The sequence below is a fragment of the Shinella sp. HZN7 genome (genome assembly GCF_001652565.1).
Lineage (GTDB): Bacteria > Pseudomonadota > Alphaproteobacteria > Rhizobiales > Rhizobiaceae > Shinella > Shinella granuli.
The window spans coordinates 1,954,315-1,980,480 of sequence record NZ_CP015736.1 but is presented as its reverse complement, the minus strand read 5'-3'; the positions used below and the strand labels follow the sequence as shown (position 1 = coordinate 1,980,480).

At 65.3% G+C, this 26,166-nt stretch carries 21 protein-coding genes and 1 tRNA gene; 17 read left to right on the top strand and 5 right to left on the bottom strand.

What is annotated here, in order from left to right; all coding sequences use genetic code 11:
• The first annotated feature begins 87 nt into the window (after positions 1 to 87).
• The 6 genes from shn_RS09610 (at position 88) to shn_RS09585 (ending at position 9,460) form a co-directional block, all read left to right on the top strand.
• The gene (locus tag shn_RS09610; RefSeq protein WP_064330196.1) at positions 88 to 312 is read left to right on the top strand and encodes a hypothetical protein; all 225 of its coding nucleotides are present in this window, start codon (positions 88 to 90) and stop codon (positions 310 to 312) included.
• A 143-nt stretch (positions 313 to 455) separates the two neighbouring features.
• The gene (locus shn_RS09605) at positions 456 to 1,790 is read left to right on the top strand and encodes a ferric reductase-like transmembrane domain-containing protein (protein WP_245337380.1); all 1,335 of its coding nucleotides are present in this window, start codon (positions 456 to 458) and stop codon (positions 1,788 to 1,790) included.
• 105 nt (positions 1,791 to 1,895) lie between these two features.
• On the top strand, positions 1,896 to 5,276 hold the full coding sequence (locus shn_RS09600; RefSeq protein WP_064330195.1) for a c-type cytochrome: 3,381 nt from the start codon (positions 1,896 to 1,898) through the stop codon (positions 5,274 to 5,276).
• A gap of 67 nt (positions 5,277 to 5,343) precedes the next feature.
• Positions 5,344 to 6,237, top strand: coding sequence for an OmpA family protein (locus shn_RS09595; RefSeq protein ID WP_064330194.1), 894 nt, complete (start codon positions 5,344 to 5,346; stop codon positions 6,235 to 6,237).
• A gap of 5 nt (positions 6,238 to 6,242) precedes the next feature.
• Positions 6,243 to 7,913, top strand: a complete 1,671-nt coding sequence (locus tag shn_RS09590; protein WP_168168901.1) for a caspase family protein — start codon at positions 6,243 to 6,245, stop codon at positions 7,911 to 7,913.
• A complete protein-coding gene (locus tag shn_RS09585) occupies positions 7,913 to 9,460 on the top strand; it encodes a caspase family protein (RefSeq protein ID WP_064330192.1) in 1,548 nt (515 codons plus the stop codon). The genes shn_RS09590 and shn_RS09585 overlap by 1 nt, the downstream gene beginning before the upstream one ends.
• A gap of 163 nt (positions 9,461 to 9,623) precedes the next feature.
• On the opposite strand, the gene shn_RS09580 is transcribed toward shn_RS09585, so the two are convergent.
• Positions 9,624 to 10,217 (bottom strand): hypothetical protein, encoded by a 594-nt coding sequence (locus tag shn_RS09580; RefSeq protein ID WP_064330191.1) that lies wholly within the window; start codon positions 10,215 to 10,217, stop codon positions 9,624 to 9,626.
• A 192-nt stretch (positions 10,218 to 10,409) separates the two neighbouring features.
• Here shn_RS09580 and shn_RS09575 point away from each other — a divergent pair, with 192 nt between their 5' ends.
• Both shn_RS09575 and shn_RS09570 read left to right on the top strand, forming a co-directional pair.
• A complete protein-coding gene (locus shn_RS09575; protein ID WP_064330190.1) occupies positions 10,410 to 12,311 on the top strand; it encodes a potassium transporter Kup in 1,902 nt (633 codons plus the stop codon).
• 281 nt (positions 12,312 to 12,592) lie between these two features.
• Complete coding sequence (locus shn_RS09570) at positions 12,593 to 12,787, top strand: DUF2934 domain-containing protein (protein WP_064330189.1); 195 nt, start codon at positions 12,593 to 12,595, stop codon at positions 12,785 to 12,787.
• 169 nt (positions 12,788 to 12,956) lie between these two features.
• Here shn_RS09570 and shn_RS09565 read toward each other — a convergent pair.
• A tRNA-Lys gene (locus shn_RS09565) sits at positions 12,957 to 13,032 on the bottom strand.
• Between the two features lie 229 nt (positions 13,033 to 13,261).
• Between shn_RS09565 and shn_RS09560 the strand changes: the two genes are divergently transcribed.
• Positions 13,262 to 14,011 (top strand): cytochrome c biogenesis CcdA family protein, encoded by a 750-nt coding sequence (locus shn_RS09560; RefSeq protein ID WP_064330188.1) that lies wholly within the window; start codon positions 13,262 to 13,264, stop codon positions 14,009 to 14,011.
• A gap of 140 nt (positions 14,012 to 14,151) precedes the next feature.
• A complete protein-coding gene (locus shn_RS09555; RefSeq protein WP_064330187.1) occupies positions 14,152 to 15,114 on the top strand; it encodes an AEC family transporter in 963 nt (320 codons plus the stop codon).
• On the opposite strand, the gene shn_RS09550 is transcribed toward shn_RS09555, so the two are convergent.
• The gene (locus shn_RS09550) at positions 15,082 to 16,290 is read right to left on the bottom strand and encodes a UbiH/UbiF family hydroxylase (RefSeq protein WP_064330186.1); all 1,209 of its coding nucleotides are present in this window, start codon (positions 16,288 to 16,290) and stop codon (positions 15,082 to 15,084) included. The genes shn_RS09555 and shn_RS09550 overlap by 33 nt on opposite strands.
• Before the next feature lie 242 nt (positions 16,291 to 16,532).
• Here shn_RS09550 and pcsA point away from each other — a divergent pair, with 242 nt between their 5' ends.
• The 7 genes from pcsA to shn_RS09515 all read left to right on the top strand — a co-directional run bounded on the left by pcsA (position 16,533) and on the right by shn_RS09515 (position 23,908).
• On the top strand, positions 16,533 to 17,255 hold the full coding sequence (pcsA, locus tag shn_RS09545; RefSeq protein ID WP_064330185.1) for a phosphatidylcholine synthase: 723 nt from the start codon (positions 16,533 to 16,535) through the stop codon (positions 17,253 to 17,255).
• A gap of 24 nt (positions 17,256 to 17,279) precedes the next feature.
• Positions 17,280 to 18,251, top strand: coding sequence for a quinone oxidoreductase (locus tag shn_RS09540; RefSeq protein WP_064330184.1), 972 nt, complete (start codon positions 17,280 to 17,282; stop codon positions 18,249 to 18,251).
• Positions 18,252 to 18,299: 48 nt separating this feature from the next.
• The gene (locus shn_RS09535; RefSeq protein WP_064330183.1) at positions 18,300 to 19,871 is read left to right on the top strand and encodes an ABC transporter ATP-binding protein; all 1,572 of its coding nucleotides are present in this window, start codon (positions 18,300 to 18,302) and stop codon (positions 19,869 to 19,871) included.
• Positions 19,861 to 20,955 (top strand): ABC transporter permease, encoded by a 1,095-nt coding sequence (locus shn_RS09530; protein WP_064330182.1) that lies wholly within the window; start codon positions 19,861 to 19,863, stop codon positions 20,953 to 20,955. The genes shn_RS09535 and shn_RS09530 overlap by 11 nt, the downstream gene beginning before the upstream one ends.
• A complete protein-coding gene (locus shn_RS09525; protein WP_064330181.1) occupies positions 20,955 to 21,875 on the top strand; it encodes an ABC transporter permease in 921 nt (306 codons plus the stop codon). Before shn_RS09530 ends, shn_RS09525 begins: the two co-directional genes overlap by 1 nt.
• 51 nt (positions 21,876 to 21,926) lie before the next feature.
• Positions 21,927 to 22,997, top strand: a complete 1,071-nt coding sequence (locus shn_RS09520) for a BMP family ABC transporter substrate-binding protein (RefSeq protein WP_064330180.1) — start codon at positions 21,927 to 21,929, stop codon at positions 22,995 to 22,997.
• 203 nt (positions 22,998 to 23,200) lie between these two features.
• On the top strand, positions 23,201 to 23,908 hold the full coding sequence (locus tag shn_RS09515) for a FadR/GntR family transcriptional regulator (RefSeq protein ID WP_084438304.1): 708 nt from the start codon (positions 23,201 to 23,203) through the stop codon (positions 23,906 to 23,908).
• A gap of 46 nt (positions 23,909 to 23,954) precedes the next feature.
• Here the strand turns inward: shn_RS09515 and ybaL are convergent, their stop codons facing one another.
• Together ybaL and shn_RS09505 are read right to left on the bottom strand one after the other, a co-directional pair.
• Positions 23,955 to 25,739: a YbaL family putative K(+) efflux transporter gene (gene ybaL, locus shn_RS09510; RefSeq protein WP_064330178.1), complete on the bottom strand. Its 1,785-nt coding sequence runs from the start codon at positions 25,737 to 25,739 to the stop codon at positions 23,955 to 23,957.
• Positions 25,740 to 25,818: 79 nt separating this feature from the next.
• Positions 25,819 to 26,166, bottom strand: coding sequence for a hypothetical protein (locus shn_RS09505; RefSeq protein WP_064330177.1), 348 nt, complete (start codon positions 26,164 to 26,166; stop codon positions 25,819 to 25,821).

Sequence of the window (26,166 nt, the reverse complement as noted above, 5' to 3'; positions counted from 1 at the left end):
CGTGATGCAATGAAAGCCCCGTGGCGCAGGATGGATTGTTGCCGAATGCTACTCGACCGGAGGTTAAAATTGTTGTCAAAGATATCCATGGTGGCGACCATAAGTCTTGTCCTGGCAGCGGCCGGCGAAGCGCCCGCGGGCACCGGCGGCATCATGGCGAGACCCTCGGACCCCGAGAAGGCCGTACAGGCGGAATATGAAAACCTGAAGTCGAAGGGCACGCGCGAGGCGCTGGAACTGTTCATCGCGCGCCATCCCGACCATCCGCTCGCCGACCGGGCGCGCGAGGAGATCAAAGGGCTCGCCCGGTAGCCGCACCGGCAAGACCGACCGAAAAAGGGGCGCCGCAAGGCGCCCTTTGCGCATTCGCCGTGCGCCCTTTCCAGATGTTTCCCCTTCCTAATAAACCATCCCGAATAAAGCCGTGCGCCCGCCCGTCGATAGGAGGAATGCGGTTGACGAACGTCATGGGCCTTGCCAGCATGCCCCTGGATTTCGGACCGGGCCAGTTGAATTTGTGGGGGCATACGTTGACTGCGGGTTCCATCGTCGCGACGATCTTGATCATTTTTGCCGGGCTGCTGGCCGTGCCGGCCGTCAGCCATACCAATGCGGGAACCACCTTCTCCCTGATGGCCTCCTCCATGGCCTTCGTCGCCATGGGAATCGCGCAGTTCATGGCGACGCGTCCGCCCTTCATCGAAAAGCTGTTCGGCGGGCTCGACCGCATCTACCAGTTCCATCGCAAGATCGGCATCGCGGTGCTCTGTCTCATCCTCGTGCACTATTTCGTGGCGCCGGATTTCCAGGGCCTGTCGGTGACGAGCGGCCTCAACGTGCTCGCCAGGACGGCGGGCGAATGGGCCTTCTACGGTTTCGTCTTCCTGCTCGTCCTCAGCCTGGTGAAGGTGATCCCCAAGACGCGCTTCCAGATCCCCTACCAGTACTGGCGCATCACGCACCGCTTCATCGGCCTGCTCTTCGTGCTCGTCGCCTTCCACCAGATGTTCATCAAGCGTCCCTATGACGGCACGGTGCTGCTGGCGGTCTATCTCAACCTCTTCGCCGCGCTCGGCATCCTCAGCTACGCCTATACCCAGCTCCTGCCCTGGCTGCGCACGCGCAAATACGAGGTGGTGAATGTCGAGCGCCATGACGGGGCGACGATCATCTCGGCGAAGCCGACGGGCCGCAAGCTCAGGGCCATGCCCGGCCAGTTCGGTTTCTTCCGCGTCGACAAGCCGGGCCTGCGCGAGCCGCATCCCTTCACCATCGCCGGCATCGAGGACGACGGCTCGGTGCGCTTCGCCATCAAGCCGCTCGGCGACTACACCAAGGCGCTGCGCGAGGCGGTGGCGGTCGGCGATGCGCTGACGCTGGAGGGCGGCTACGGGCATTTCAACCACAGGCGCGGCGGCAAGAAGCAGATCTGGCTTGCCGGCGGCATCGGCGTCACGCCGTTCCTCGCCATGGCGAGCCGGCTGAAGGGCGATGAGGGGCAGGACATCCACATGGTCTACTGCGTGCGCGACGGGGCCGAGGCGATCGGCCTCGACACGTTCCGGGCGCAGGCGGAAAAGCTCGAGAACTTCAACTTCGTGCTGCACAATTCGGCGACGGACGGGCGCTTCGACGCGACCAAGCTCGTCTCCGGCACCAGCATGAACCCGGCCGAGGCCGATCTGTGGTTCTGCGGTCCGCCGCCGCTCAGGCTGGCGATCGAAAAGGGTTTGAAGGAACTCGGCAAGGCACCGCGCCGTGTCGAGTTCGAGCGTTTCGAATTTCGCTAGGACAGTTTCCGAGGAAACTGCAAGGCGGTTTCTCATTCGGAATTGTGTCTCAAGGATTGCATTTCCAGCCGGTGCGCCGGCTCCATGGAGCGAAAGGAACAAGCCATGCGCATGTTCAGGACATCATTCTTCAGCCCCGGCGCCCGGCTTGCCGCTGCCTTCGGCCTTGCCGTGGCGGCATTCTGTCCGACCGGGGCGCTCGCCGTCGACCAGTTCGCGCCGGATGCCTTCGGCACCTACAAGGCGGATGCGGAAAACGGCAAGCTCCTGTTCAACGCCGCCGGCTGCGGCGCCTGCCACGGCTCGGGCGACAATATCGAGCTGCTCTCCGGCGGCATGGAGATGCAGACGGCGATCGGCAAGTTCTTCGCGCCGAACATTTCCGCCCATCCGAACGGCATCGGCGGCTGGTCCAATGCGGACTTCCTGAATGCCGTGATGGTCGGCCTCAAGAGGAACGGCGACAATCTCTACCCGGTCATGCCCTACACCTCCTATGGCGGCATGAAGCCGGAGGACGTGCTGGATATCAAGGCCTATATCGAGACGCTGCCGCAATCCGACGCCACCTCGAAGGAACACGAGATCGCCTTCCCGTTCAGCCGCCAGACGACGATCACGCTCTGGAAGCGCAGCCATTTCACCGTGCCGGCCTACCAGCCGCGCGAGGAGACGCAGATGGAGCGCGGCCGCTACCTGATCGAGAATGTCGGCGGCTGCGGCGATTGCCACACGCCGCGCACCACGACCTACGGCCTCGATCTCGCCCGCGCCTATGAGGGCGAGAAGGGCCTGACCGGCGCCGTCGCACCCGATATCACCAAGGCGCGCATGAGCGGCCTTGCCTCGCATGAGGTCTTCACCAGGGGCCTGATCGACGAGGGCAAGAAACTCTCCGGTTCGCCGCTGTCCGACCCGGTCATGCGCCGCATCGCGCAGGGCCTTTCGACGCTCTCCGACGAGGACAAGCAGGCGATGTACGCCTTCCTCGCCGACCGCGAGGTGAAGGTGACGCCGGTCGAGACCAGCACCGCGCCTGTCTGCAGCGAAGCGACCGCCGAAAGCGCGCTGACCGCCGGCGGCGGCAGCGCCGAGTTCGCCTCGGCGGCCGATGCCTTCATCGGCAAATATTGCCGCAACTGCCATGGCCCGGGCGAAAGCTCGCAGGGCTCGTTCCCGGCGGGCGACCTAGCCTCGATCGCCGCCAATCCGGCCTTCGTGACGCCGGGCGATGCCGCCAAGTCGCTGCTCTACACCAGTGTCACGAGCGGGCGCATGCCGCTCGGCAAGCGCCCGGACGATGCGGAGGTGCAGAGCCTTGCCAACTGGATCAACTCGCTGAACAAGGAAGCCATCCCGACGGCCGTCTCCGCCACGAAGACCGAGCGCTCGCGGCCGATGCTGAAATATCTCGATTTCGTCGAGCTGGCGCTGCGCGACATCTCCAAGGTCGACGAGCACGACCAGCCCTTCATGCGCTACTTCAGCTATCGCGACCAGTACAACGGCATGATGAGCTGCGAGAGCCATGAGACCTTCCTGAAGCGCATGAGGGTGCTGGCGGGCGGCTTCAAGAAGCTGCTCAACTCGCTCTCCTACGGGCCGGACCTGGTGCTTCCGGAAGAGGTGGCAGGCTCCGACGGCCTGCTCGTGCGCGTCGACCTGCGCGATCTCGAATGGAGCCAGCAGGACTACGACTTCCTGATCAACGAGTATTTCTACGGCGTCGATCCGGTGAGCGATGCCCAGTTGCACTCGCTTGCCAAGGCGACGCAGACGCAACTGCCGATCATGCGCGTCGACTGGTTCATGAGCAACGGCGCCCGGCCGAAGGTCTATAACCGCCTCATGAAGCTGCCGACGAACATTGCCGAGCTGGAAAAGCGCTTCGGCGTGCCCGTCGAGCAGAACATCGAGCGCCGCCGCATCGTCCGTGCCGGTTTTGCCGACGGTTCGTCCGGCGTTTCCGACCACAACCGCATGCTGGAACGGCACGACATGCCCTTCGGCGGCTATTACTGGAAGTCCTACGACTTCGCCGGCGATGTCGGCCGGCAGGTGCTGAAGCGCTTCCCGGCAGGACCGGAGGGTATTCGCCTCAAGGCCGGCCTCCAGGCCTTCGAGCATGACGGCGGCGAAATGATCTTCTCGCTCCCGAACGGCATGCAGGGCTACTACCTGTCGACCAACAAGGGCGACCAGCTCGATGTCGGTCCGACGTCGATCGTCTCCTTCCGCAAGCGGCCGATCGGCAAGGGCGTCGAGATCATCAATGCGCGCTCGTGCTTCGACTGCCATTTCGACGGCATTCTCTCCAAGCGGGACCAGATCCGCGAGCATATCGAGACGTCGACGCTGTTCTCCAAGGACCAGCAGGACGAGCTGCTCGCCGTCTACGTGCCGCAGGAGGAGCTGAACGAGGTCTATAAGCGCGACACGGATCGCTTCGTCGCCGCGCTCGACCGCCTCGGCATTACGGAGCCGACGGCCGGCGGCGGCAAGACCAGCCTGAAGGCCCCCGGCGGCGCGGAGATCTTCACCTACTTCGCCGACAAGTACGAGGACGAGCTGAACTTCGAGCAGCTTGCGGCAGAGTTCGACATGACGCCGGAGGAGTTCTCGTCCGACATCCGCCGCCTCACCGACGTCAATGCGCTGCGCATCGGCCTCGACTGGGTCGCGACGCTTGAAGCAGGCGCCACCATCCCGCGCGTCGAGGTGGAGGAGCAATATGCCTACATGCTGCAGCCGCTGCTCCAGCTCGAACCGCTGAAGCGCGGCGTCAATTCGGATGCCTATGCCGGCCAGCAGTCGGCCGACAATTCGGCCTACCAGCAGCAACAGCAGCAGTCCGGCTACCAGCAGCCGGAGCAGAAGCAGGAGCAGGCGGCCGGCAACGATGCCTACCAGCAGCAGCCGGAACAGAAGCAGGAACAGGCCTCCGGCACCGACTACCAGCAGAAGCCGGCCGACCAGGCTGCGGGCGGCGACCAGTATGCCAAGCCCGAGGAGAAGGCCTATGTCCCGGCCTACAAGCAGGACGACAAGGCGCAGGCCGAGAAGGTGAAGCTTGCCGTGCATGTGGCATCGACAAGTGCGAAGGTTGGGGATTACCTTGCCTTCGAACTGAGCACCAACCATGCCTGCGAGCTGCAGGTGATGTATGTGGAGGATACCGGCAACGTGGAGATCATTCCGGACGTGATGATCGGCAATACGACGCTGAATGCCGGGGAACGCCGCCTGATCCCGCAGCCGGGCACGGGCAACCTCACCTTCGATTCGCCGTCGCCCGGCGAAACGATGATCGCCTATTGCCGCATCGGCGGCCTTGGCGACCAGAAGCTGACGGCCGAGAAGGCCAAGGAACTGGCCGCAAGCACGAAGCAGCCGGTGACGCGGGGCCTTGCCATCAATCTCGCCAAGCAGGCCGAGAAGGACAACGGGGCAAGCGGCGTCCAGATGGTGACGTTCGAGATCAAATGATGCATGGGGCAGGGGCCTTCGGGCCCCTGTCCGTTTCTTCCATGAGGACATGAGGGCTGGACCGACAATGCTGAAGCGATCCCTTGCAGCGACACTTTTCGTACTGGCCGGAGCGGCTCCGGCTGCCGCGGCCTGCGACTCCTTTACCGGCGTGGTCGAGGCGCTCAATGCAGGGGACGAACAGAAGGCGCATGCGCTCGCCGAAACGGCCAGCACGGCCAATTGCAGCGCCAACGAGCGCGCGCTCACCGGCCGTGTCGCGTCGCTCGTCACCTTCAACCGCATCGTCGCCGCTGTCGGCGCCGGCGGAAAGCTTTCCGACCACCAGCAGGCGCTGGAAGACCTGCAGCGCCGGTATGGCGGTCCCTGGCAGGTGCTGGATGCGCTGGGCGATCTCGCGCGCGAGCGCAAGGATTACGAACAGGCCGCCCGCTTCTACCAGCTCGCTTTGGAGGACGGCTCGAACGAGACGATGACGCCGGACTGGATGGCACCGGACGAGCAGTACATCCTGCGCCTCGACAAGCTCGCCAGCGAAATGCGCCTTGCCGCGCCGCGGCCCGTGCAGCTTGCCATGCGCGGCGGCTGCAAGGTCTCCTTCCGCGGCGTGAAGATCAAGAAGAAGTCGACGCCCGTGCGCTATGTCTTCGGCACGGCGGATTTCACGCCGGAGGGTGTCGAGGCCGCGAAGGACCTCGCGGAATGCCTGAAGGCGGTCAAGCCCGCATCGATCACGCTGATCGGCCATACCGACCCCGTCGGCTCGGCGGAGGCCAACTACAGGCTGTCCGTCGCGCGCGCCGAGACGCTGAAGGGCTATCTTTCCAGCAACGGCTATGCCGGCGCGATCACCGTGGTGGGCAAGGGCGAGGACCAGCCCTTCACGCCGGACGACGCCAGTGCCTATGACACGGAAACGCTGAACCAGTTGCACCGCCGGGTGGAAGTGGACGTGGAGTGATGAGGATGCTGCCTCCCCTGCCGGAGCATGCCCGCTTTTCCTCGAAGAGCGAAAGCGCCTTGACCGCCCGGCTCCCCGCATGGCCGGGCGCAAGGCCGCGCCGCATCCTTGCCGGAGCCGCCTTTGCGCTTTCCCTTGCCGCCGCGCTGCCGGTGCCGGCCTTTGCCGCGCAGACCCACGCGCTCGTCGTCGGGGTCGACCAGTATCCCAACGATGTCAGCCTCGACGGCGCGGTGCGCGATGCGGAGGACGTCTCTCGCGCGATGAGCGCGGCGGGCTTCATCGTCAGGAAATTCACCAATGCCGAGGCGCGCAAGGACGATATCCGCAAGGCCTGGATCGATATGGTCGCGGCGGCGGCGGCGGGCGATACGATCATCTTCACCTATGCCGGCCACGGCGCGCAGATGCCCGAGCTCGTCGCCGGCGACGAGGCCGACGGGCTCGACGAATTCCTCCAGCTGCCGGGCTTCGATCGCAACCGCTATGCGGAGACCTCGAACGAGATCATCGTCGACAACGAGATGAACGCCTGGTTCGGCGAGGCGGAAAGCAAGGGCGTGCATGTGCTCTTCGTGTCCGACAGTTGCTTTTCCGGCGGCATGAGCCGTTCCGTCACCGGCAAGAGCCGGCTTGCGCCCGCCGTCACGGTCAAGCTTGCGCCGCCCTCGCAGGAGGCGCTGGCCGGCGCCAACCTCAAGGAGATCGATTTCAAGCAGGTGACGGTGCTGGCCGCCTCGCTGGAAAGCCAGCCGACGCCGGAGGTCATCATCGACGGCGAGCCGCGCGGCGCGCTCAGCTGGAGTTTCGCCCGCGCCGTGGAAGGCAGCGCCGACCGCGACGGCAACGGCGTCATCACCCGCATCGAGCTGGAGGACTACATCTTCTCCAACGTGAAGAACCGCTCGGAAGCCCTGCAGGTGCCGAACTTCATGCCGCAGGTCGCCCGCTCGGAGAGCGAGGTCGTCGTCACCCTGACACGCGGCATTCCCATTGCGGCCAACACGACCGACACGACCACCGATACCGGCAGCACCGCAACCGTCACGCAGAAAACCATCAAGCCGGCCAAGGACCTCGGCTGGACGGGCAGCATCGCGCTCCAGATCGACGGCACCGCCGACAGGCCGAAGAACGCGGACGGCGCCGGCACGCCCTATCGCTGGGATGTGGCGAGCGGCGTCTTCTACACCCCGAACGGCGACGTGGCGGCGGAAAATGTCGGGGCGGACCGCATCCAGGCGGTGGTCGACAAATATGTCCTGCTCGACTTCCTGAAGGCGCTTGCCAGCCAGAACCCCGGCTCCGTCTCGCTGACGCCGGTGAAAGACATCTACGCTGCCGGAAACCGCCTGCGCTTCGACGCCCCGCCCGGCCGCTATCCCAACATGCTGGTCTTCAACCTTGCCAATACGGGCGAGGTGCAGTTCCTCGACATGCAGGTGGCCGGCACCGCCAGCTCGCAGTTCAAGCTGACCGATGTCGAGGTGGTCAAGCCCTTCGGCGCCGATCACCTGATCACGATCTGGACCGCGGAACCGGTCGACGCGATCGGCGCGGTGCTCGCCGACAAGGCCGTGACATCCGAAACCCTGCTGAAGGCGCTCCTGACCCGGCTCGACGGCAAGGAGGCGAGCGTCGCCATCCAGCCCCTCTATACGCGGGAAACGCTCTGATGATCCGTTATGCCGCCGCTCTTCTCCTCTCGCTCTGCCTCGTTTCCGGCGCCAAGGCGGCCGACCGGGCGCTTCTGATCGGCATCGGCACCTATGCCACGCTGCCCGAGAAGATGTTCCTCGAAGGCCCGAAGAACGACGTGCCGCTGATCGAGAAGCTGCTCAAGGAGAAGCAGGGTTTCGCCCCCGAATCGATCCGCATCCTGCGTGACGCGGACGCGACCCGGGCCGCCATTCTCGCCAGCATCGACGAATGGCTGATCGCCGGAACCCAGCCCGGCGACCGCGTCTACTTCTACTTCTCCGGCCATGGTCTGCAGGTGAAGGACCAGAGCGGCGACGAAGAGGACGGGCTGGACGAGGCGCTCTCCACCTTCGACATCGCCGCTGGCGACGGCGACTGGACCAATGTCATCCTCGACGACGAGATCGACGCGATGCTCGCCAAGCTCAAGGACCGCGCCGTCTCCATCGTCATCGATGCCTGCCATTCGGGCACGATCTCGCGCTCGCTCTCGCCCAAGGTCGGCGAGGTGCTGGAAAGCGCGCGCTTCCTGCCGCGCCCCTTCGCCAAGCCGGTGGAGGCGGTCAAGACGCGCGGCCTGCGCATCGACGTCGCGGTGGTCGACAAGCCCGAAATCGCCAAGCAGAACGGGGTGGAGGCCTGGAGCGCCGCCTCCTCCTACCAGGTCGCCTGGGACGACACGCGCCTGCCGCCGGACGAGCGCCACGGCGTCTTCACGCTTTCCTATGTGAACGGCCACGAGATCACCGCGGGCGACAGCAACGGCAACGGCATCGTCTCCAATGCCGAACTGCTCGAATATGTGAAGAAGCAGTCGCAGACCTATTGCGCCGCACAGACCCAGTGCCAGGCTCTCGACCCGCAACTGGAGGTCAACTACGCCCTGCTCGGCGCCAGCGCCGTCACCCCGACCGCCGACGCCCAGCAATACCAGCAGCCGCAGACGGGCGGCGACACCCAGCAGCAGACGCCCGACTACGGCAAGGTCGAGGAGGTGAAGGTCGAGAACACCCAGCAGACCGCCTATGTCGCCGCCGACCCGGTGGATGCCGTCGGCGATATCCTCGGCAAGGCCGAGACCGGCGACGTCAAGGTGGCGCTCTCCTCCGGGTACCTGAAGACCGGCGACGTCTTCCGCATCACCGTGACCAGCAGCACGGGCGGGCACCTCATCCTCTACGACGTCGACAAGGAGGGCAAGGCAACCCAGATCTTCCCGAACGAAGCGGCCCGCAAGATCACGCCGCTCTCCGCCAATGCCCCGCTCACCATTCCGGACGATTATTACGGCTTCGATTTCGAGGCGGAAGGCCCGAGCGAAAATGTGCTGGTCGCCATCGTCATCGCCGACGACGTCGACCTCACCAAGGTCGCCCCCAACGACTACGGCCTGACCAAGGAACTCGACGCCCGCACCACCATCGCGGACATCGCCGGCACCTTGCAGCAGACCTGGACCCGCGACACGGAAAACCGCAGCGTCAACTGGTCGCTCGGGCTTTTGAAATACGCGGTCTACTGACAGCGCCGCCGATCACGAGGCCTGCGCCGCGTGCGAAAGCGACAACCGTAACCAGAAGAATGAGCCGTTCCCTGTCCATGACGGCCTCGTTGCGCTCTTCGACCATGGTCGATCCAACCCCGCAGCAATGCGTGCGGACTGGCGATGTCGTCGGGCGCCGCTTCTAAGCCACGACCCCGATGGACTGCGCCACGGACGAACCCTTCGCGATGCTGCGCTCTTGGTCACGCGCCTTGACCAAATGGACCAGGCTACTTTGGATGGCGGCCAGCTCGGCATATGCGTCCTTGTCGTCTCCGAGCTTTGGAATGAGTGTGCGTCGTACCTCAACAAGGCGATCCAGCGCCCTCTCGATATCGTCCACGTAGTTCGACATTTCTTCCTCCCTCTGATTGCAATAGCTTCTCACCGCCAGACTTGGTTGTCCAGAGGCGCTCGCCAGGCGGGAGTCGCTCGACGGCATCGCTGCCGCGACCGACGCCTGTTCAATCACGCTGAAGCGGTACGTGGGCAAAGGCCCCGGCTCGAGGGTCGGATTGTCCATGTTCAAGTCATCATCGACGCTTTCGGCTGAGACGGCACCCCGGTTGCCGGCGGCTTCAACGAGCCCCCTGTCTCCATTTCCATGGCGGACAAGGAGGGGCTGGTCCTTGCTTTTTATGTTGCGGCGCGCAATATGCGCGGCCGGCCGCTCAAGGGCGGCGTTCAACAGGAGTGTCAGCGATGGTCCGCCGCGGAGCCATTCGCCGGTGATCACCGTTTTTCCTCGCCAGGACCTGCGACAGCCTCATGTCGCATTCGCGCTTGCGCACTTCCTGCCGGGCCTGTCGATGCTCGAGTCCTGCAGAACGCCTGCGCTCACCCCCACACGCTGGGGGCTGTCGTGATGTCGGCAATCCTCCCGTTCTTCTTTTTCCGCTGAAAGGCTGGCTTTAGAGCCCGAACGCCCATGCAAGCACATGCCGCAAGTGCCTCGCATTCCCGCAGCAGGTCGCGCACGCTGTTCCTTCTCGCCCTCGGATCCGTCGGCGTCGTCTATGGCGACATCGGCACGAGCCCGCTCTATGCTTTTCGCGAGGCGCTGCGCCCCATCTCGCAGAACGGCCTCGTGCGCACGGAGGTCATCGGCCTCATCTCGCTGATGATCTGGACGCTGACGGTCATCGTGACGATCAAATACGTCCTCTTCCTGCTGCGCGCCGATAACCACGGTGAGGGCGGCACGCTCTCGCTCCTCGCCCTGCTGACAAAAGCCACGAAAGGCCGCACGGCGCTCTTGTTCTTCCTGGGGGCGGCCGGGGCCGCGCTCTTCATCGGCGATGCGATGATCACGCCTGCGCTCTCGGTGCTTTCGGCCGTCGAGGGTGCCAAGCTGGTGACGCCGACACTCGCCGACTACGTGGTGCCGATCTCCGTCGTCATCCTCGTCGCGATGTTTGCCGTGCAGTCCTGGGGCACGGCAGCGGTGTCCAAGTTCTTCGGGCCGATCACCGCCATCTGGTTCATCGTCATGGGCCTTGCCGGCCTCAACCATATCAGCGACGACCTCGGCATCCTCGCCGCCTTCAATCCCTACTACGCCGTCATGTTCATGTATAACGAGGGTTATCTCGGCCTCGTCGTGCTGGGCGCGGTTTTCCTGACGGTCACCGGCGCGGAGGCGCTTTACGCCGACCTCGGCCATTTCGGCCGCCGGCCGATCCAGTGGGCCTGGTTCTGCCTGGTCTTTCCGGCGCTGACGCTGAACTATCTCGGCCAGGGCGCGCTGGTGCTCGCCCATCCGGAGACGATTGGCAATCCGTTCTTCCTGATGTTCCCGAAATGGGCGCTGCTGCCGGTCGTCATCCTTGCCACCGCCGCGACGATCATCGCCAGCCAGGCCGTCATCACCGGCGCCTTCTCGCTGACGCGCCAGGCGATCCATCTCGGCTTCCTGCCGCGCATGGAGATCTATCACACCTCGGAAACCCAGACCGGGCAGATCTATCTGCCGGCCGTCAACACGGTGCTGCTCTTCGGCGTGATGCTGCTGGTCTTCCTGTTCGGCTCCTCGGAGGCGCTGGCGACTGCCTACGGCATTTCCGTCACGGGCGCGATGGTGGTGACGACCGTGCTCGCCTTCGAGTTCCTGCGCATGCGCTGGCGCTGGACGCCGCTTGCCGCCGGCGCCGTGCTGTTGCCGCTCTTCCTTCTGGAGCTCACCTTCCTCGGCGCGAACCTCCTGAAGGTGCATGACGGCGGCTATGTGCCGGTGGCGATCGCAGCCGCCGTCGTCCTCGTCATGTGGACCTGGACGCGCGGCACGCGCATCCTGCGCGAGAAGACCCGCCGTATCGAAGTGCCGCTGCCGGCCTTCGTGAAATCCGTGGAGAAGCAGGGGGCGCATGCGCCCGTGCAGGTATCCGGCACCGCGATCTTCCTGACCAGCGATCCGGACTTCGCCCCCGCCGCGCTGCTGCACAACATCAAGCACAATCATGTGCTTCACGAGCGGAACTTCATCCTGACGGTGCGGACCGCCAACACGCCGCGGGTCATGCCGGCCGAGCGCTTCTCGGTCGAGAAGATCTCGGAGCGCTTTTCCTGCATCGAGATGCGCTTCGGCTTCATGGAGATGCAGAACGTCTCCCAGGCCCTCGGCCTGATGCGCAAGGCGGGGCACAAGTTCGACATCATGTCCACCTCCTTCTATCTCGGCCGCCGCAAGCTGGTGCCCGATGCGCAGTCGGGCATGCCCATGTGGCAGGACCGGCTGTTCATCGGGCTCGCCAACCTCGCGACCGACCCCTCCGATTATTTCCGCCTGCCGACCAACCGCGTGGTGGAACTCGGTTCGCATGTCGTAATCTGATGAAAAGTGGTTCTGTTTTCCGCATACTGCGCCGGCATCACCATCGTGCATCTGGTGCGGACGCTTTGATCCGACCGATCCGGCCCACTAGCCCAATGGATGGAGCAGAGGATTTCTAGCCTTCAGGGTCCGAGTGGGCGGCATCCGGTTGGAACATCTGTTTTCAGTGAGAGTTCCGCTCCCAGCAAAGGAGAGCTCCCATGAACCGGATCATCTATATCGTCGGACTAGTCGTCATCGTCCTGATCGTCCTGTCCTTCTTCGGCTTGAGGTAAGCGGCCATGAACGACGAACGCGAAAGGCGGATCAAGGCGCGCGCCTTCGAGCTATGGCAGCAGGAAGGGTCGCCTGACGGGCGCACACTGGGCCATTGGCTTCAGGCGGAACGGGAAATCCAGGAAGAAGAGGCGGAAGCCGCGAGTCGGGATCAGGCAGGGATGGTCGGCTTGGCCGCTGCGGCAAATCCGACGCATTGAGCCGCAACCGGACAGGGAATATCAAGCTGCCTGACTTGAGGGGGTGGGCGATTTCTCATGCGTGCGCTATGTGCCTCAAATGCTTGCAAAAACGCGGAAAGCGACGGCAAATTCAGGTAACGTGTCCCTGGTATTATAGCTTACCGCATCGAATTTATTGAGACGTCTGTGGTGAGCGCGCAGGGATTCGAACCCTGGACCTACTGATTAAAAGTCAGTTGCTCTACCGGCTGAGCTACGCGCTCCCTGGCGGTGCGAAGGCGCCCCGCGGAAGTGCGCGGAACATAGGCAGGAGGATTTGCCGGGTCAACCCGGAAAATGCGGCGAAAAACAGCTTTTGCTGCATTTCGCCGCGTTCTCCAAAAGGTGATTGGCAGGAGAGGGTTTCGGCGGATACTAGGAAGCGCCATTGGAGGGGCGGGTATGGCCGGTTTCGGGCCTGGCCGCCTTTGCCCGCCGCTGCGGAGTAGTTCTTTGTCGATCGCCGATATTTCCCTGTTGAGCGCGCTTCTTGCCGGGGCCCTCTCGTTCCTGTCGCCCTGCGTCCTGCCGCTCGTTCCGCCCTATCTCTGTTACATGGCCGGCATTTCCGTCGAGCAGTTCAAGGGCGGGGATGCGGTGGCGGTGCGGCGCGAGACGCGCGGGGCCGTTCTCCTGGCGGCCTTCTGCTTCACGCTCGGTTTCGCCACGGTCTTCGTGGCGCTCGGGGCCGGCGCCTCGACGATCGGCATGGTGCTGCGCCGGCATCTCGACATTCTCGCGCAGGTCGGCGGCGTCATCATCATCCTGATGGGCCTGCATTTCCTCGGCGTGCTGCGGATCGGGCTCTTTGCCCGCGAGGCGCGCTTCCAGGGCGGCGGCAAGCCGGCGACGGCGTCCGGTGCCTATATCATGGGCCTTGCCTTCGCCTTCGGCTGGACGCCCTGCATCGGGCCGGTGCTGGGGGCGATCCTCGGCGTCGCCGCGGCGCGCGAGACGGTCGGCGACGGGGCCGTCCTGCTTGCGATCTATTCTCTGGGGCTTGCGGTGCCGTTCTGGATCGCGGCCGGCTTTTCCGGCGCGTTCATGCGCTTCCTCATGCGTTTCCGCCGCCATCTCGGCACGGTGGAGAAGGTGATGGGCGTGCTGCTCGTCCTCACCGGCCTTGCCTTCATCTTCGGCTATATCAGCACTGTCGCCATCTGGTTCCAGCAAACGTTTCCCATTCTCTCGCAAATCGGCTAGTCGGGACGAAGCTTGAGGCACCGCGATCCCACCGGATTCGCGCCGTCACGCGTCAGGCCCTCGATTTTTCGCATGTCGCGCAGAGCCGCCGCACGCTCTTGCGCGATATGCCCCAGGCAAGCGGGAGCAGGCTTCGGCCCATGGCTGACATCATCGGACTGGTGCTGCCGTTCTTCGGCATGATTTTCCTCGGCTACGTGGTCGCCCGCATCACGCGGCAGCCGGTCGAGGCGCTCGGCTGGCTCAACACCTTCATCATCTACATCGCGCTGCCCGCGCTGTTCTTCAAGCTGGTCGCCAAGACGCCGATCGAGCAATTGACGCGCATCGACTTCATCCTCGCCAATATCAGCGCGACCTACCTGGTCTTCGGCCTGATCTTCGCGATCGGGCTCTGGCTGCGGCGGGCGTCGATAAGCGAGGCGACGATCCAGGGGCTGGCGGCCGCTTATGGCAATATCGGCTATATGGGGCCGGGACTGGCGCTGCTCGCCTTCGGCGAGCCGGCGGCGGTGCCGGTGGCGCTGGTCTTCTGCTTCGAGAACATGCTGCATTTCATGGTCGCGCCGGCGCTGATGGCGCTTGCCGGCGGGGAGAAGCAGCCGGCGCTCAAGATCGCCGGCGGGGTGCTGCGCAAGATCGTCACCCATCCCTTCATCATCGCGACGGCGGCCGGATTCGTCGCGGCCTTTGCCGGCTTCGAGCCGCCGGCGCCGCTGCAGCGGCTGATCGATTACCTGGCGCAGGCGGCGGCACCCTGTGCGCTCTTCGCCATGGGCGTCACGCTGGCGCTCCGGCCCCTGAAGCGGGTACCGGTGGAGATCGGCTATATCGTGCCGGCAAAACTCCTGCTGCTGCCGGTCGCCATGTATCTGGTGCTCGGACTTGCCGGCAATTTCGATCCGGTCTGGGTCTTCACCGCGGTGCTGCTCGCGGCCCTGCCGACGGCGACCAACGTCTTCGTCATCGGCCAGCAATATGGCGTGTGGCAGGAGCGGGCGTCGGCGACCATCCTCATCACGACGGTGCTGTCCGTCGCGACGGTGACGATCCTGCTCTATCTCATCAAGTCAGGCGCGCTTCCGGGCGACCCGTTCCCGTAGGCCGTCGCGAAAGGCCTTCAGCGAGCCGAGCGGTTCTATGCCTTCGCGCATGACGATGCTGCGCAAGGGGCCGAGGGCGGAGAGCAGGTGCAGGCCGGCCGAGCGCAGGAACTGCACGGGCAGGAAATCGGAGAGCAGCGAGCGGTTGAGCAGGTCGACGCTGAGCGTGCGCGAGCGGATGTCCGCCTGCCGCTTGCGGTCGAAGCGCTCGCCGATCCCCGCGTCGTTCGCCGGTGTCGCTCCCTGGATGAGCGCCTTCAAGGCCATGATGTCGCGCAGGCTGAGATTGAGGCCCTGCGCGCCGATCGGCGGAAAGGCATGGGCGGCTTCGCCGAGGAGCACGATGCGGCCCTTGCCGAACCGCTCGGCCGTCATGCCGGAAAGCGGGAAACGCTGCGCCGCGCCCTCGACGGTGACCTTGCCGAGCATGGATTGCATGCGTGCCTCGACCGCATGGCCAAGTTCGGCGGCGGACAGGTCGCCGAGGCGCGCCGCCTCCTGCGGCGGCAGCACCCAGACGAGGCTGGAGCGCCGGCCGGGCAGGGGAACCTGCGTGAAGGGGCCGCTCTCGGTGTGGAACTCCGTCGAGACATTGCCGTGCGGCCGTTCGTGCGAGAAATTGAGCACGAGGGCGGCCTGCGGATAGGACCAGGCCTTGACGCCGATGCCGGCGCTCTCGCGGATCTTCGACTTCCGGCCGTCGGCACCGGCGACAAGGCCGGCCAGGACGCGCCCGCCGTCGTCAAGCGTCAGCTCGACGCCCTCTTCGAATGCATTGGCGGCCGTCACGCCGCTCTCGATCCGCGCGATATTGCCGGTCGCTGCGATGCGGGCGTCCAGCACCGCGAGGAAGGGCGCGTTCGGGATATTGTAGCCGAAGGCCTCCAGCCCGACCTCGCTGGAGCGGAAGGCGACGGGCGGGGCGCGCAGCAGGCGCGCCGTGCCGTCGAGGATCTGCATGGTTTCGAGCGCGGCGGCATGGCGGGCGATCTCCTCCCACAGGCCGAGCGTCTTGAGGAAGGCGATGGACTGGTCCATCAGCGCCGTGGTGCGGCCGTCATTTGCGCGGGCGGGCGGGGCGATCAGCGCGACGCTTGCGCCCGAATCGGCGAGCGCCAGCGCCGCGAGGCTGCCGGCAAGGCCGGCGCCGACGACCGCGATATCGAATTGTCTCATGCCCGACCTCCGAAGCGGCAAGCGTTACCCACAGGATCGGGGTCGCTTCTACCGGCAGAATCTAGGCCGGGAAAGAGGCAATTTCCATGGGATGAATCGGCGCAGGGCGCCAAGTCGCCGGACGGGTGGCCGATTTGCACTGGCGATGCCGGGCAATCAATGCATATTACGGGCAGTGACCGCGTAAGAGGGCATGTCGGCGCGCCGCCGATGAAAACCCCAGGGATGGACTGCGAAGGGCTATGAAGTTTTTCAACTACAAACGCGTACCCTACGCGGAGATCCGTGCCTTTTCCGTCCATATCCTGACGGCGTCCGGTTCCTTCCTCGCCTTTCTCGGCGTGGTGGCCGCGGGCGAGCATCGTTTCGTCGACATGTTCTGGTGGCTTGGCCTGGCGCTGCTCGTCGACGGCATCGACGGGCCGATCGCGCGCAAGGTGCGGGTCAAGGAAGTGCTGCCGAACTGGTCCGGCGATACGCTGGACAATGTCATCGACTATGTGACCTACGTGCTTTTGCCCGCCTTTGCGCTCTACCAGAGCGGCATGATCGGCGAGCCCTGGTCCTTCGTGGCCGCGGGGGCCATCGTCGTGTCGAGCGCCATCTATTATGCCGACATGGGCATGAAGACGGACGAATATTTCTTCTCCGGTTTCCCGGTCGTCTGGAACATGGTGGTGTTCACGCTGTTCGTCATCCAGGCGAGCGAACTGACGGCGTCGATCATCGTCTTCGTCTCCGTCTTCCTCACCTTCATGCCGATCAACTTCCTGCATCCGGTGCGCGTCGAGCGGCTGCGGGCGCTGAACCTTGCCGTTTTCTTCCTCTGGGCGCTGCTCGGCGGCTATGCGCTGCTCCTGCATTTCGATACGCCGGCCTGGGTGGTCTGGGGCGTGGTGGCGACGGGGATCTATCTTTATGTCGTCGGAGCCGTTCTACAGGTCTTTCCCAATCTCGGCCGGTAGAAACAACAATCGGGAGAGTTTTTGATGACCAAGGCGATCGTCGTCCGCAGTCTCGGCGGACCGGAAGTATTGAAGCTTGAGGACGTGCCGCTGGATGCGCCGGGCCCGGGCGAGGTGCAGATCAGGCAGGCCGCCGTCGGGCTCAATTTCATCGACGTCTATTTCCGCACGGGCCTCTACAAGGCCGATCCGCCGTTCATTCCCGGCAAGGAGGGGGCGGGCACGATCACCGCGCTCGGGGAGGGCGTGACGGATTTCGCCGTCGGCGACCGCGTCGCCTATGCCTCGGCGGACGGCGCCTATGCCGCCGAGCGCAACGTCGCGACGAAACATCTGGTGAAGGTGCCTGACGGCATCTCGCTCGAAACGGCGGCGGCGATGATGCTCAAGGGCATGACGGCGCAATACCTTTTGCTCCAGACCTATCAGGTGAAGCCGGGCACCGTGCTGCTGTTCCATGCGGCGGCCGGCGGTGTCGGGCTCATTGCCGGGCAATGGGCGAAGGCGCTCGGCGCGACGGTGATCGGCACGGCGGGGTCGCAGGCGAAGGTCGAACTTGCGCTGGCGAATGGCTACGACCATGTCATCGACTACACGAAGGAAGACTTCGTCGCGCGCGTGCGCGAACTGACGGGCGGGGCGGGCGTCGACGTCGTCTACGATTCCGTCGGCAAGGACACGTTCCCGCAATCGCTGGACTGCCTGAAGCCGCGCGGCCTCTTCGTCAGCTTCGGCAATTCCTCCGGCCCGGTCGAGGCCTTCAACATGGGCCTGCTCTCGCAGAAGGGCTCGCTCTACGCCACGCGCCCGACGCTCTTTGCCTATATCGCCACGCGCGAGGCGCTGGATGCATGTGCAAACTCGCTCTTTGATGTTGTGCAAAGCAACAAAGTGCGTATCAATATTCATCAGACTTATCCGTTGGCCGAGGCGGGACGCGCGCACACGGATCTGGAAGCAAGAAAAACGAGTGGAACGACGCTGCTCATTCCCTGACACGACCCGAACGGGCGGCAGGATGGGTTTGCAGGAAAGAGGGGAAGAGTGTCAGCCGTTGGAGCGTCCGGGGGCAGTCCGTTGCTGGCTGTCCGCAGCCTGACAAAGCTATTTGGTTCGTTTGCCGCGTGTAACGCCATCGATCTCGATATCCAGCCGGGCGAAATCCACGCCCTGCTGGGCGAGAACGGCGCCGGTAAATCCACCCTCGTCAAGATGCTCTTCGGCGTGCTGGCGCCGACCAGCGGACAGATCCTGTGGAAGGGCGAGCCCGTGCGGATCCCGAGCCCGGGCGCTGCCCGCCGGCTTGGCATCGGCATGGTTTTCCAGCACTTTTCGCTGTTCGAGGCGCTGACGGTCGCCGAGAACATCGCTTTGTCGCTGAGCCCCGGCATCTCGCTCTCCAAGGTGGCGGAGGAGGCCTCGCGCCTCTCCCGTCTCTACGGCCTGCCGCTCGATCCGAAGGCGCATGTCGCGGACCTTTCGGTCGGCGAGCGCCAGCGCATCGAGATCGTGCGCGCGCTGCTGCAGAACCCGGAACTGATCATCCTCGACGAGCCGACCTCGGTTCTGACGCCGCAGGAGGCCGACCGGCTGTTCGAGACGCTGGCCAAGCTGAAGGCCGAAGGGCGTTCGGTGCTCTATATCAGCCACCGCCTCGAAGAGGTGCAGCGCATCTGCGACCGTGCCACGGTGCTGCGCCACGGCAAGGTTACGGGCGCCTGCGATCCGCGCCAGGAAACGCCGGCCTCGCTGGCGCGCATGATGGTCGGCAGCGACGTCGCCTCGGTGAGCGCGGCCGGCACCAACACGAAGGGCGACGTGCTGCTCGAAGCCCGGCACCTCAGCGTTCCCGCGCGCACGCCTTTTGCCGTCGCGCTGAAGAATGTCTGTCTGAAGGTGCGTGGCGGCGAGGTTCTGGCGATCGCCGGCGTTGCCGGCAACGGCCAGGGCGAGCTGTTCGATGCGCTCTCGGGCGAATATCCGGTGCCGGATGCCGGCGCCGTCTCCATCCGCGGCAAGGCGGCCGGCAATCTCGGCATCACGGCGCGCCGCCTGATGGGCGCCGGCTTCGTGCCGGAGGAGCGCCACGGCCATGCCGCCGTGCCGGCGCTGCCGCTCTCCGACAATCTCGTCCTGGCGCGCAACCAGTCGGACCGCAAGACGTTCCTTGCCGGCGGCGTGCTCGGCGTCATCCGCCATGCGGTCGTGCGCATCGCCTCGAAGCGCATTTCCGAGACGATGGACGTGCGCAAGAGCGGCGAGAACCCGGCGGCCGGCTCGCTCTCCGGCGGCAACCTGCAGAAATATATCGTCGGGCGCGAGCTCGACCGCCAGCCGGCCGTGCTGATCGTCAACCAGCCGACCTGGGGCGTCGATGCGGGCGCGGCAAGCCGCATCCGCCAGGCGCTCGTCGATCTCGCCAAGGCCGGCTCGGCCGTGCTTGTCATCAGCCAGGACCTCGACGAGATCTTCGAGGTCGCGACCGAGATCGCGGTGATCAGCGAGGGGCGGCTGTCCGATGCCTATCCGGCGCATGACCTGACCCGCGAGAAGATCGGCCTCCTGATGGGCGGCATGTACGGCAAGACGGAAGGCGAGGTAGCCCATGCGCATTGAACTGGAAAAGCGCGCCAATCCCTCGACGCCCTACTCCATCCTCTCGCCCTTCCTCGCGCTCGGCCTGACGGTGATCGCCGGCGGCATCATGTTCGCGCTGATCGGCAAGGATCCGGTTTCGGCGCTCTACAGCTTCTTCATCGAGCCGCTGCTCGATATCTGGTCGCTGCACGAGATCGCCATCAAGGCCGCGCCGCTGATCCTCATCGGCGCCGGCCTTTCGATCTGCTACCGCTCGAACAACTGGAACATCGGCGCCGAGGGCCAGTTCATCATGGGCGCCATTGCCGGCGCCATCGTGCCCGTCGTCTTCCATGACTGGCATTCGCCGCTCGTCCTGCCGCTGATGCTGGTCTTCGGCATGATCGGCGGCGCGCTCTACGCCGCCATCCCCGCCTTCCTCAAGGCGCACATGAACACCAACGAGATCCTGACGAGCCTGATGCTGGTCTATATCGCCCAGCTCTTCCTCGACTGGCTGGTGCGCGGCCCCTGGCGCAGCCCGGACGCCTACAATTTCCCGGTGACGCGCGATTTCGCGCCGGAAGCGATCCTTCCCGAGCTCATCGCCTCGGGCCGCGCCAATCTCGGTTTCGCCTTCGCGGTTCTCGCGGCCGTCGGCCTGTGGCTCATGATGCGCTACACGCTGAAGGGGTTCGAGATCACCGTGCTCGGCCAGTCGGAGCGGGCAGGGCGCTTCGCCGGCTTCTCGTCGAAACGCATGATCTGGTTCTCGATGCTGCTGTCCGGCGCGCTCGCCGGTCTTGCCGGCATTTCCGAGGTCAGCGGCACGATCGGCAAGCTGCAGCCGATCATCTCGCCCGGCTACGGCTTCACCGCGATCATCGTCGCCTTCCTCGGCCGACTCAATCCGCTCGGCATCATCGCCGCCGGCCTCTTCCTGGCGCTCACCTATGTGGGCGGCGAGGCGGTGCAGTTGACGCTCAGCGTCTCCGACAAGGTGACGCGCGTCTTCCAGGGGCTGCTCCTGTTCTTCGTGCTCTCCTGCGACACGCTCATCCAGTACAAGATCCGGCTGGTCTTCTCCCGGATCGGTCAGTCCAGCGAAGGGGGAGCGCACTGATGGGTATCATCGAAGCGATCCTTCTCACCGTCATCACCGCGGCAACGCCGCTGGTGCTGGCTTCCCTCGGCGAGCTCGTCAGCGAGCGGGCGGGCGTGCTCAATCTCGGCGTCGAGGGCATGATGGTCATGGGCGCCGTGCTGGCCTTCGCGGTGACGCAGGCGACCGGCTCGCCCTATATCGGCGTTCTCGCCGGCATTGCCTGCGGCGCGCTGTTCTCGCTGCTCTTCGGCTTCCTGACCCTGACGCTCGTCGCCAACCAGGTGGCGACCGGCCTTGCGCTCACCATTCTCGGCCTCGGCATTTCCGGCCAGATCGGCGAGCCCTATGTCGGCATGTCGGGCATCAAGCTCCAGCCGATCGCGATCCCGCTGCTGTCGGACATTCCCTTCCTCGGTCCGCTGCTCTTCAGGCAGGACATCATCTTCTACCTGTCGATCGCGCTCGTCTTCGGCGTCAACTGGTTCCTGTTCCGCAGCCGCGCGGGCCTGAAGGTGCGGGCGATCGGCGACAGCCACGCCTCCGCCCATGCCCTCGGCATCCATGTCATCCGCACGCGCTATCTCGCGGTGATGTTCGGCGGCGCCTGCGCGGGCCTTGCCGGCGCGCAGCTCTCGCTGGTCTATACGCCGCAATGGGTGGAGAACATGTCCGCCGGGCGCGGCTGGATCGCGCTCGCGCTCGTCGTCTTCGCCTCCTGGCGGCCCTGGCGGCTGCTGGCGGGCGGCTATCTCTTCGGCGCGGTCTCGATCAGCCAGCTGCACGCCCAGGCGCTCGGCATCGGCATCCCCTCGCAGTTCCTGTCGGCGCTTCCCTACATCGCCACGGTTGTCGTCCTCATCCTGATATCGCACAATCGGCGGATGACGCTGATCAACACGCCTGCCTCGCTCGGAAAACCGTTCGTGCCCGACCGGTGACCAAGAACAAGAAGACGGGAAAACCACTCCTGATAACCTACAGAGGATAAAATGAAGAAAATCATTCTCGCTCTCGCAACCTCGGCAGCCGTCCTCGGCTTTGCCGCCGCCGCCAGCGCCCAGGACAAGACGAAGATCTGCTTCATCTATGTCGGCTCCAAGACCGACGGCGGCTGGACCCAGGCGCATGATATCGGCCGCCAGGAACTGCAGGCGCATTTCGGCGACAAGATCGAAACGCCCTTCCTCGAAAACGTGCCGGAAGGCCCGGATGCCGAGCGCGCGATCGAGCGCATGGCCCGTTCCGGCTGCGCACTGGTCTTCACCACCTCGTTCGGCTTCATGGACGCCACGATCAAGGTCGCGGAAAAGTTCCCCGACGTGAAATTCGAGCATGCCACGGGCTTCAAGTCGGGGCCGAACGTCGCGACCTACAATTCGCGCTTCTATGAAGGCCGCTATATCCAGGGCCTGATCGCCGCGAAGATGTCCGAAAAGGGCGTCGCCGGCTACATCGCCTCCTTCCCGATCCCGGAAGTGGTGATGGGCATCAACGCCTTCGTGCACGGCGCGCAGTCGATCAACCCGGACTTCAAGGTCAAGGTCATCTGGGCCAACACCTGGTTCGATCCGGGCAAGGAAGCCGATGCCGCCAAGGCGCTGATCGACCAGGGCGTCGACATCCTGACGCAGCACACGGACACGACCGCGCCGATGCAGGTCGCCTCCGAGCGCGGCATCAAGGCCTTCGGCCAGGCCTCCGACATGATCGCCGCCGGCCCGAACACCCAGCTCACCGCCATCGTCGACACCTGGGGCGCCTACTACATCAAGCGCACCCAGGCGGTTCTCGACGGCACCTGGAAGTCGGAGCAGGTCTGGGACGGCCTCAAGGACGGCATCCTCACCATGGCGCCCTACACCAACATGCCCGACGACGTGAAGACGCTGGCGGAAGAGGCGGAAGCCAAGATCCGCTCCGGCGAGCTGCACCCCTTCACCGGCCCGATCAAGAAGCAGGACGGTTCGGACTGGCTGGCGGAGGGCGCCGTTTCCGACGACGGCACGCTGCTCGGCATGAACTTCTACATCGCCGGCGTCGACGACCAGCTGCCGAAGTAAGCCGCAACTGATCCGCGACGGCACAGGAGGCGCCCCGCGAGGGGCGCCTTTTTCGTTTGTAAAGGATCGATGACGCGAACGGCCTTTGCGGAATCGGCGGCGCGCTCTATACCTGCCGGGTGGCTTTGGACCAAAATGGGTGGTCCTTGGCGGAGGAGGGGACGTCATTGCGCAGGGGTTTGCTTGAAACCGTCATCAGCGGGATGAACACGCGTACCAGTCACGCGCAGGTCGTCAATGAGCTGGGCAGGGCGATCATCGCGGGAGACTATCCGGTGGGCGCGACCTTGCCGGGCGATGCCGAGCTTGCCGCCCGCTTCAAGGTCTCCCGCACGGTGCTGCGCGAGGCGATGAAGACGCTCGCCGCCAAGGGGCTCGTCGTGCCGCGCGCGCGCATCGGCACGCGCGTGACGCCGAACACCCAGTGGAACCTCTTCGACAGCGATATCCTCACCTGGTACTTCGCCGTCGGCGTCAACGAGGAATTCCTGCTGCACCTGTCCGAAGTGCGCCTTGCCTTCGAGCCGCAGGCGGCGGCGCTGGCGGCGCGCCATGCGACGGAGGCCGATATCAGCCAGATGATGCGCCTTGCCGTCGCGATGGGCGATCCGGAGCATACGGCCGAGACGCTGGCCATGGCCGACCTGAAATTCCATCTCTCCGTGCTCGAGGCCTCGCGCAACCCCTTCCTGCGCACGCTGGGCAGCCTCATCGAGGCCGGCCTCGTCGGTGCCTTCAAGCTTTCCTCCCCCGCTGCCGACCGCGGCAAGATCGGCGACGTCTCGACCAGCCATATCCGCATCGTCGAGGAGATCGACAAGCGGGACGAGGACGGTGCGCGCCGGGCGATGGAGAATGTCATCAAGGTCGGGCGCGAGCGCGTCGTGCAGACGCTGCGCGAGGGGAAATAGCGCGTCCGGCAGCCTTGCGCTGCGTTTGGGGCGACAGGCGCGCCCGTCAGACCGGGGACGGCGCGGGAAGGTCGAGTTCTCCTTGCGCGCTGTCGCCGCTCGGTACGGGACGCGCCTCTCCGGAAAGGAGCCGGTCGGCCATGGCCGCGGCGACCTCCTCCTTGGCGATCACGATATGGTTGGCGCCGAACTGGCGCAGGTGGTCGGCTTCGGCCTGCGATGTCGCCCGTGCCACGATGCGGATCGCGCCATTGGCCGAGCGCGCCTGCTCGATCAGCGTGCCGGCCGCAAAGGCATCCGGTATGGCCGTCACGAACCAGCGCGCGCCGGCAATGTTCGCCTGCGCCAGCACGCCGCGGCCGCCTGCCGGCTCGCCGATCGCCTCGATGCCGCTTTCCCGCAGGGCTTCCGCAACGCCGGCCCGTTCCTCGATCACCAGGACGGGCAGGCCGGCGGCGTGCAGCCGCTCGACGACGCGCCTGCCGACCCGGCCGTAGCCGACGACGATCGCATGGTCGGTGAGCGCCGTCGGTTCCGGCATGTCGTCGGCGGGCTCTTCCGGCTGGGGGGCTGCGTCCGCGCTGCCGTCCGGCTCCTGCGCCGCTGCGGCATCGAGCTTGGCGCCGTAGTGATCGACCGCCATGAAGAGCAGGGGATTGACCAGGATCGAAAACAGCGCGCCCGCCACGATGAGATCCTGCGCCACGGCCGGCAGCAGATCGAGGCCGACCCCGAGCACGACGAGGATGAAGGAGAATTCGCCGATCTGCGCCAGGCTTGCGGCAATGGCCAGCGCGATGGTGCGCGGATAGCCGAAGGCCTTGACGATGAGATAGGCGGCGGCCGACTTGATGAAGACGATGGTGACGAAGGTCGCGAGGATCGCCAGCGGCCGCTCGATCAGGTTGAGCGGGTTGAACAGCATGCCGACGGAGACGAAGAAGAGCACCGCGAAGGCATCGCGCAGCGGCAGCGTCTCGCGCGCCGCCTGCTGGCTGAGCTGCGATTCCGCCAGCACCATGCCGGCAAAGAAGGCGCCGAGCGCGAAGGAGACGCCGAACAGCTTCGCCGAGCCGTAGGCGACGCCAAGCGCGATGGCGAGGACGGACAGGCGGAACAGTTCGCGCGAGCCCGTATGCGCCACGTAATGCAGGATCATCGGGATGACCTTGCGGCCGACGACGAGCATCAGTGCGATGAAGGCCGAGACCTTGAGCGCCGTCACGCCCACCGCCGTCCAGACCGCGCCGATGCCGAGCGCCCGCGTCAGGTCCGGGTCGACATCGGCCGTTTGCGCCGTGCCGCCCAGCACGCCGGCAAGCGGCGGCAGCAGCACGAGGGTCAGCACCATGACGAGGTCCTCTACAATCAGCCAGCCGACCGCGATGCGGCCCCGTTCCGTCTCCACCAGGCGGCGTTCCTGCAGGGCGCGCAGCAGCACCACGGTGCTGGCGACGGAAAGCGACAGGCCGAAGACGAAGCCGCTGCCGGCGGACCAGCCCATGGCCAGCGCAAGCAGCAGGCCGAAGACGGTCGCGACGGCGATCTGGCCGATCGCGCCGGGAATGGCGATCGCCCGCACGGAGAGGAGGTCCTTCAGCGAGAAATGCAGGCCCACGCCGAACATCAGCAGGATGACGCCGATTTCCGCGAGCTCGTTCGCCAGATTCTGGTTGGCGACGAAACCCGGCGTGAACGGGCCGATGACGACGCCGGCGAGAAGATAGCCGGCGATCGGCGGCAGGCGGAAACGATGCGCCACCAAGCCCGCCAGGAAGGCAAGGCAGATACCGGCAACGAGGGTTGCGATCAGCGGTGTCGCATGGGGCAAGCGCGTCTATCCTTAATCCGTGAGAATTCAAGAGGATAGGGTAGGGCCGCCGGCCCCGTCGCGCAAGGCGGGAAAAGTGTCAGTCGTCGTTGCTGGCATTCAGCTCTTCCGGCCGCTTGCCCTCGTCCGCCGTACGGGTGGCAAGCTGGGCCGCGCCCATCGACTGGTAGAGGTTGAACAGGGCTTCGCTCGCCCGGGCGGCCAGGCGGAACCATTCGTCGTTGCCGGCGATGGCGGGGTGATGGAGAAGCTGGTCGTCGACGAGATCGAGCACGATGGAGGCGGTATGCACCGCCTCGTGGAAACCGAAGGAGCCGGACGCATAATGCGACAGCAGCTCCGACGGCGTCATGGCGCGCTCCCGCGCCAGAATGTCGAGCTGCCTCAGCCGTTCGTCTTCCAGTTCGATGTCGGTGCTTTCCAGCAT

Excerpts from the sequence above, each read along its gene's own strand:
- shn_RS09610 (WP_064330196.1), top strand. The coding sequence starts at position 88 with ATGGTGGCGACCATAAGTCTTGTCCTGGCAGCGGCCGGCGAAGCGCCC.
- shn_RS09600 (WP_064330195.1), top strand. The coding sequence starts at position 1,896 with ATGCGCATGTTCAGGACATCATTCTTCAGCCCCGGCGCCCGGCTTGCC.
- shn_RS09595 (WP_064330194.1), top strand. The coding sequence starts at position 5,344 with ATGCTGAAGCGATCCCTTGCAGCGACACTTTTCGTACTGGCCGGAGCG.
- shn_RS09590 (WP_168168901.1), top strand. The coding sequence starts at position 6,243 with ATGCTGCCTCCCCTGCCGGAGCATGCCCGCTTTTCCTCGAAGAGCGAA.
- shn_RS09585 (WP_064330192.1), top strand. The coding sequence starts at position 7,913 with ATGATCCGTTATGCCGCCGCTCTTCTCCTCTCGCTCTGCCTCGTTTCC.
- shn_RS09575 (WP_064330190.1), top strand. The coding sequence starts at position 10,410 with ATGCAAGCACATGCCGCAAGTGCCTCGCATTCCCGCAGCAGGTCGCGC.
- shn_RS09570 (WP_064330189.1), top strand. The coding sequence starts at position 12,593 with ATGAACGACGAACGCGAAAGGCGGATCAAGGCGCGCGCCTTCGAGCTA.
- shn_RS09555 (WP_064330187.1), top strand. The coding sequence starts at position 14,152 with ATGGCTGACATCATCGGACTGGTGCTGCCGTTCTTCGGCATGATTTTC.
- shn_RS09550 (WP_064330186.1), bottom strand. The coding sequence starts at position 16,290 with ATGAGACAATTCGATATCGCGGTCGTCGGCGCCGGCCTTGCCGGCAGC.
- pcsA (WP_064330185.1), top strand. The coding sequence starts at position 16,533 with ATGAAGTTTTTCAACTACAAACGCGTACCCTACGCGGAGATCCGTGCC.
- shn_RS09540 (WP_064330184.1), top strand. The coding sequence starts at position 17,280 with ATGACCAAGGCGATCGTCGTCCGCAGTCTCGGCGGACCGGAAGTATTG.
- shn_RS09530 (WP_064330182.1), top strand. The coding sequence starts at position 19,861 with ATGCGCATTGAACTGGAAAAGCGCGCCAATCCCTCGACGCCCTACTCC.
- shn_RS09525 (WP_064330181.1), top strand. The coding sequence starts at position 20,955 with ATGGGTATCATCGAAGCGATCCTTCTCACCGTCATCACCGCGGCAACG.
- shn_RS09520 (WP_064330180.1), top strand. The coding sequence starts at position 21,927 with ATGAAGAAAATCATTCTCGCTCTCGCAACCTCGGCAGCCGTCCTCGGC.
- shn_RS09515 (WP_084438304.1), top strand. The coding sequence starts at position 23,201 with ATGAACACGCGTACCAGTCACGCGCAGGTCGTCAATGAGCTGGGCAGG.
- shn_RS09505 (WP_064330177.1), bottom strand. The coding sequence starts at position 26,166 with ATGCTGGAAAGCACCGACATCGAACTGGAAGACGAACGGCTGAGGCAG.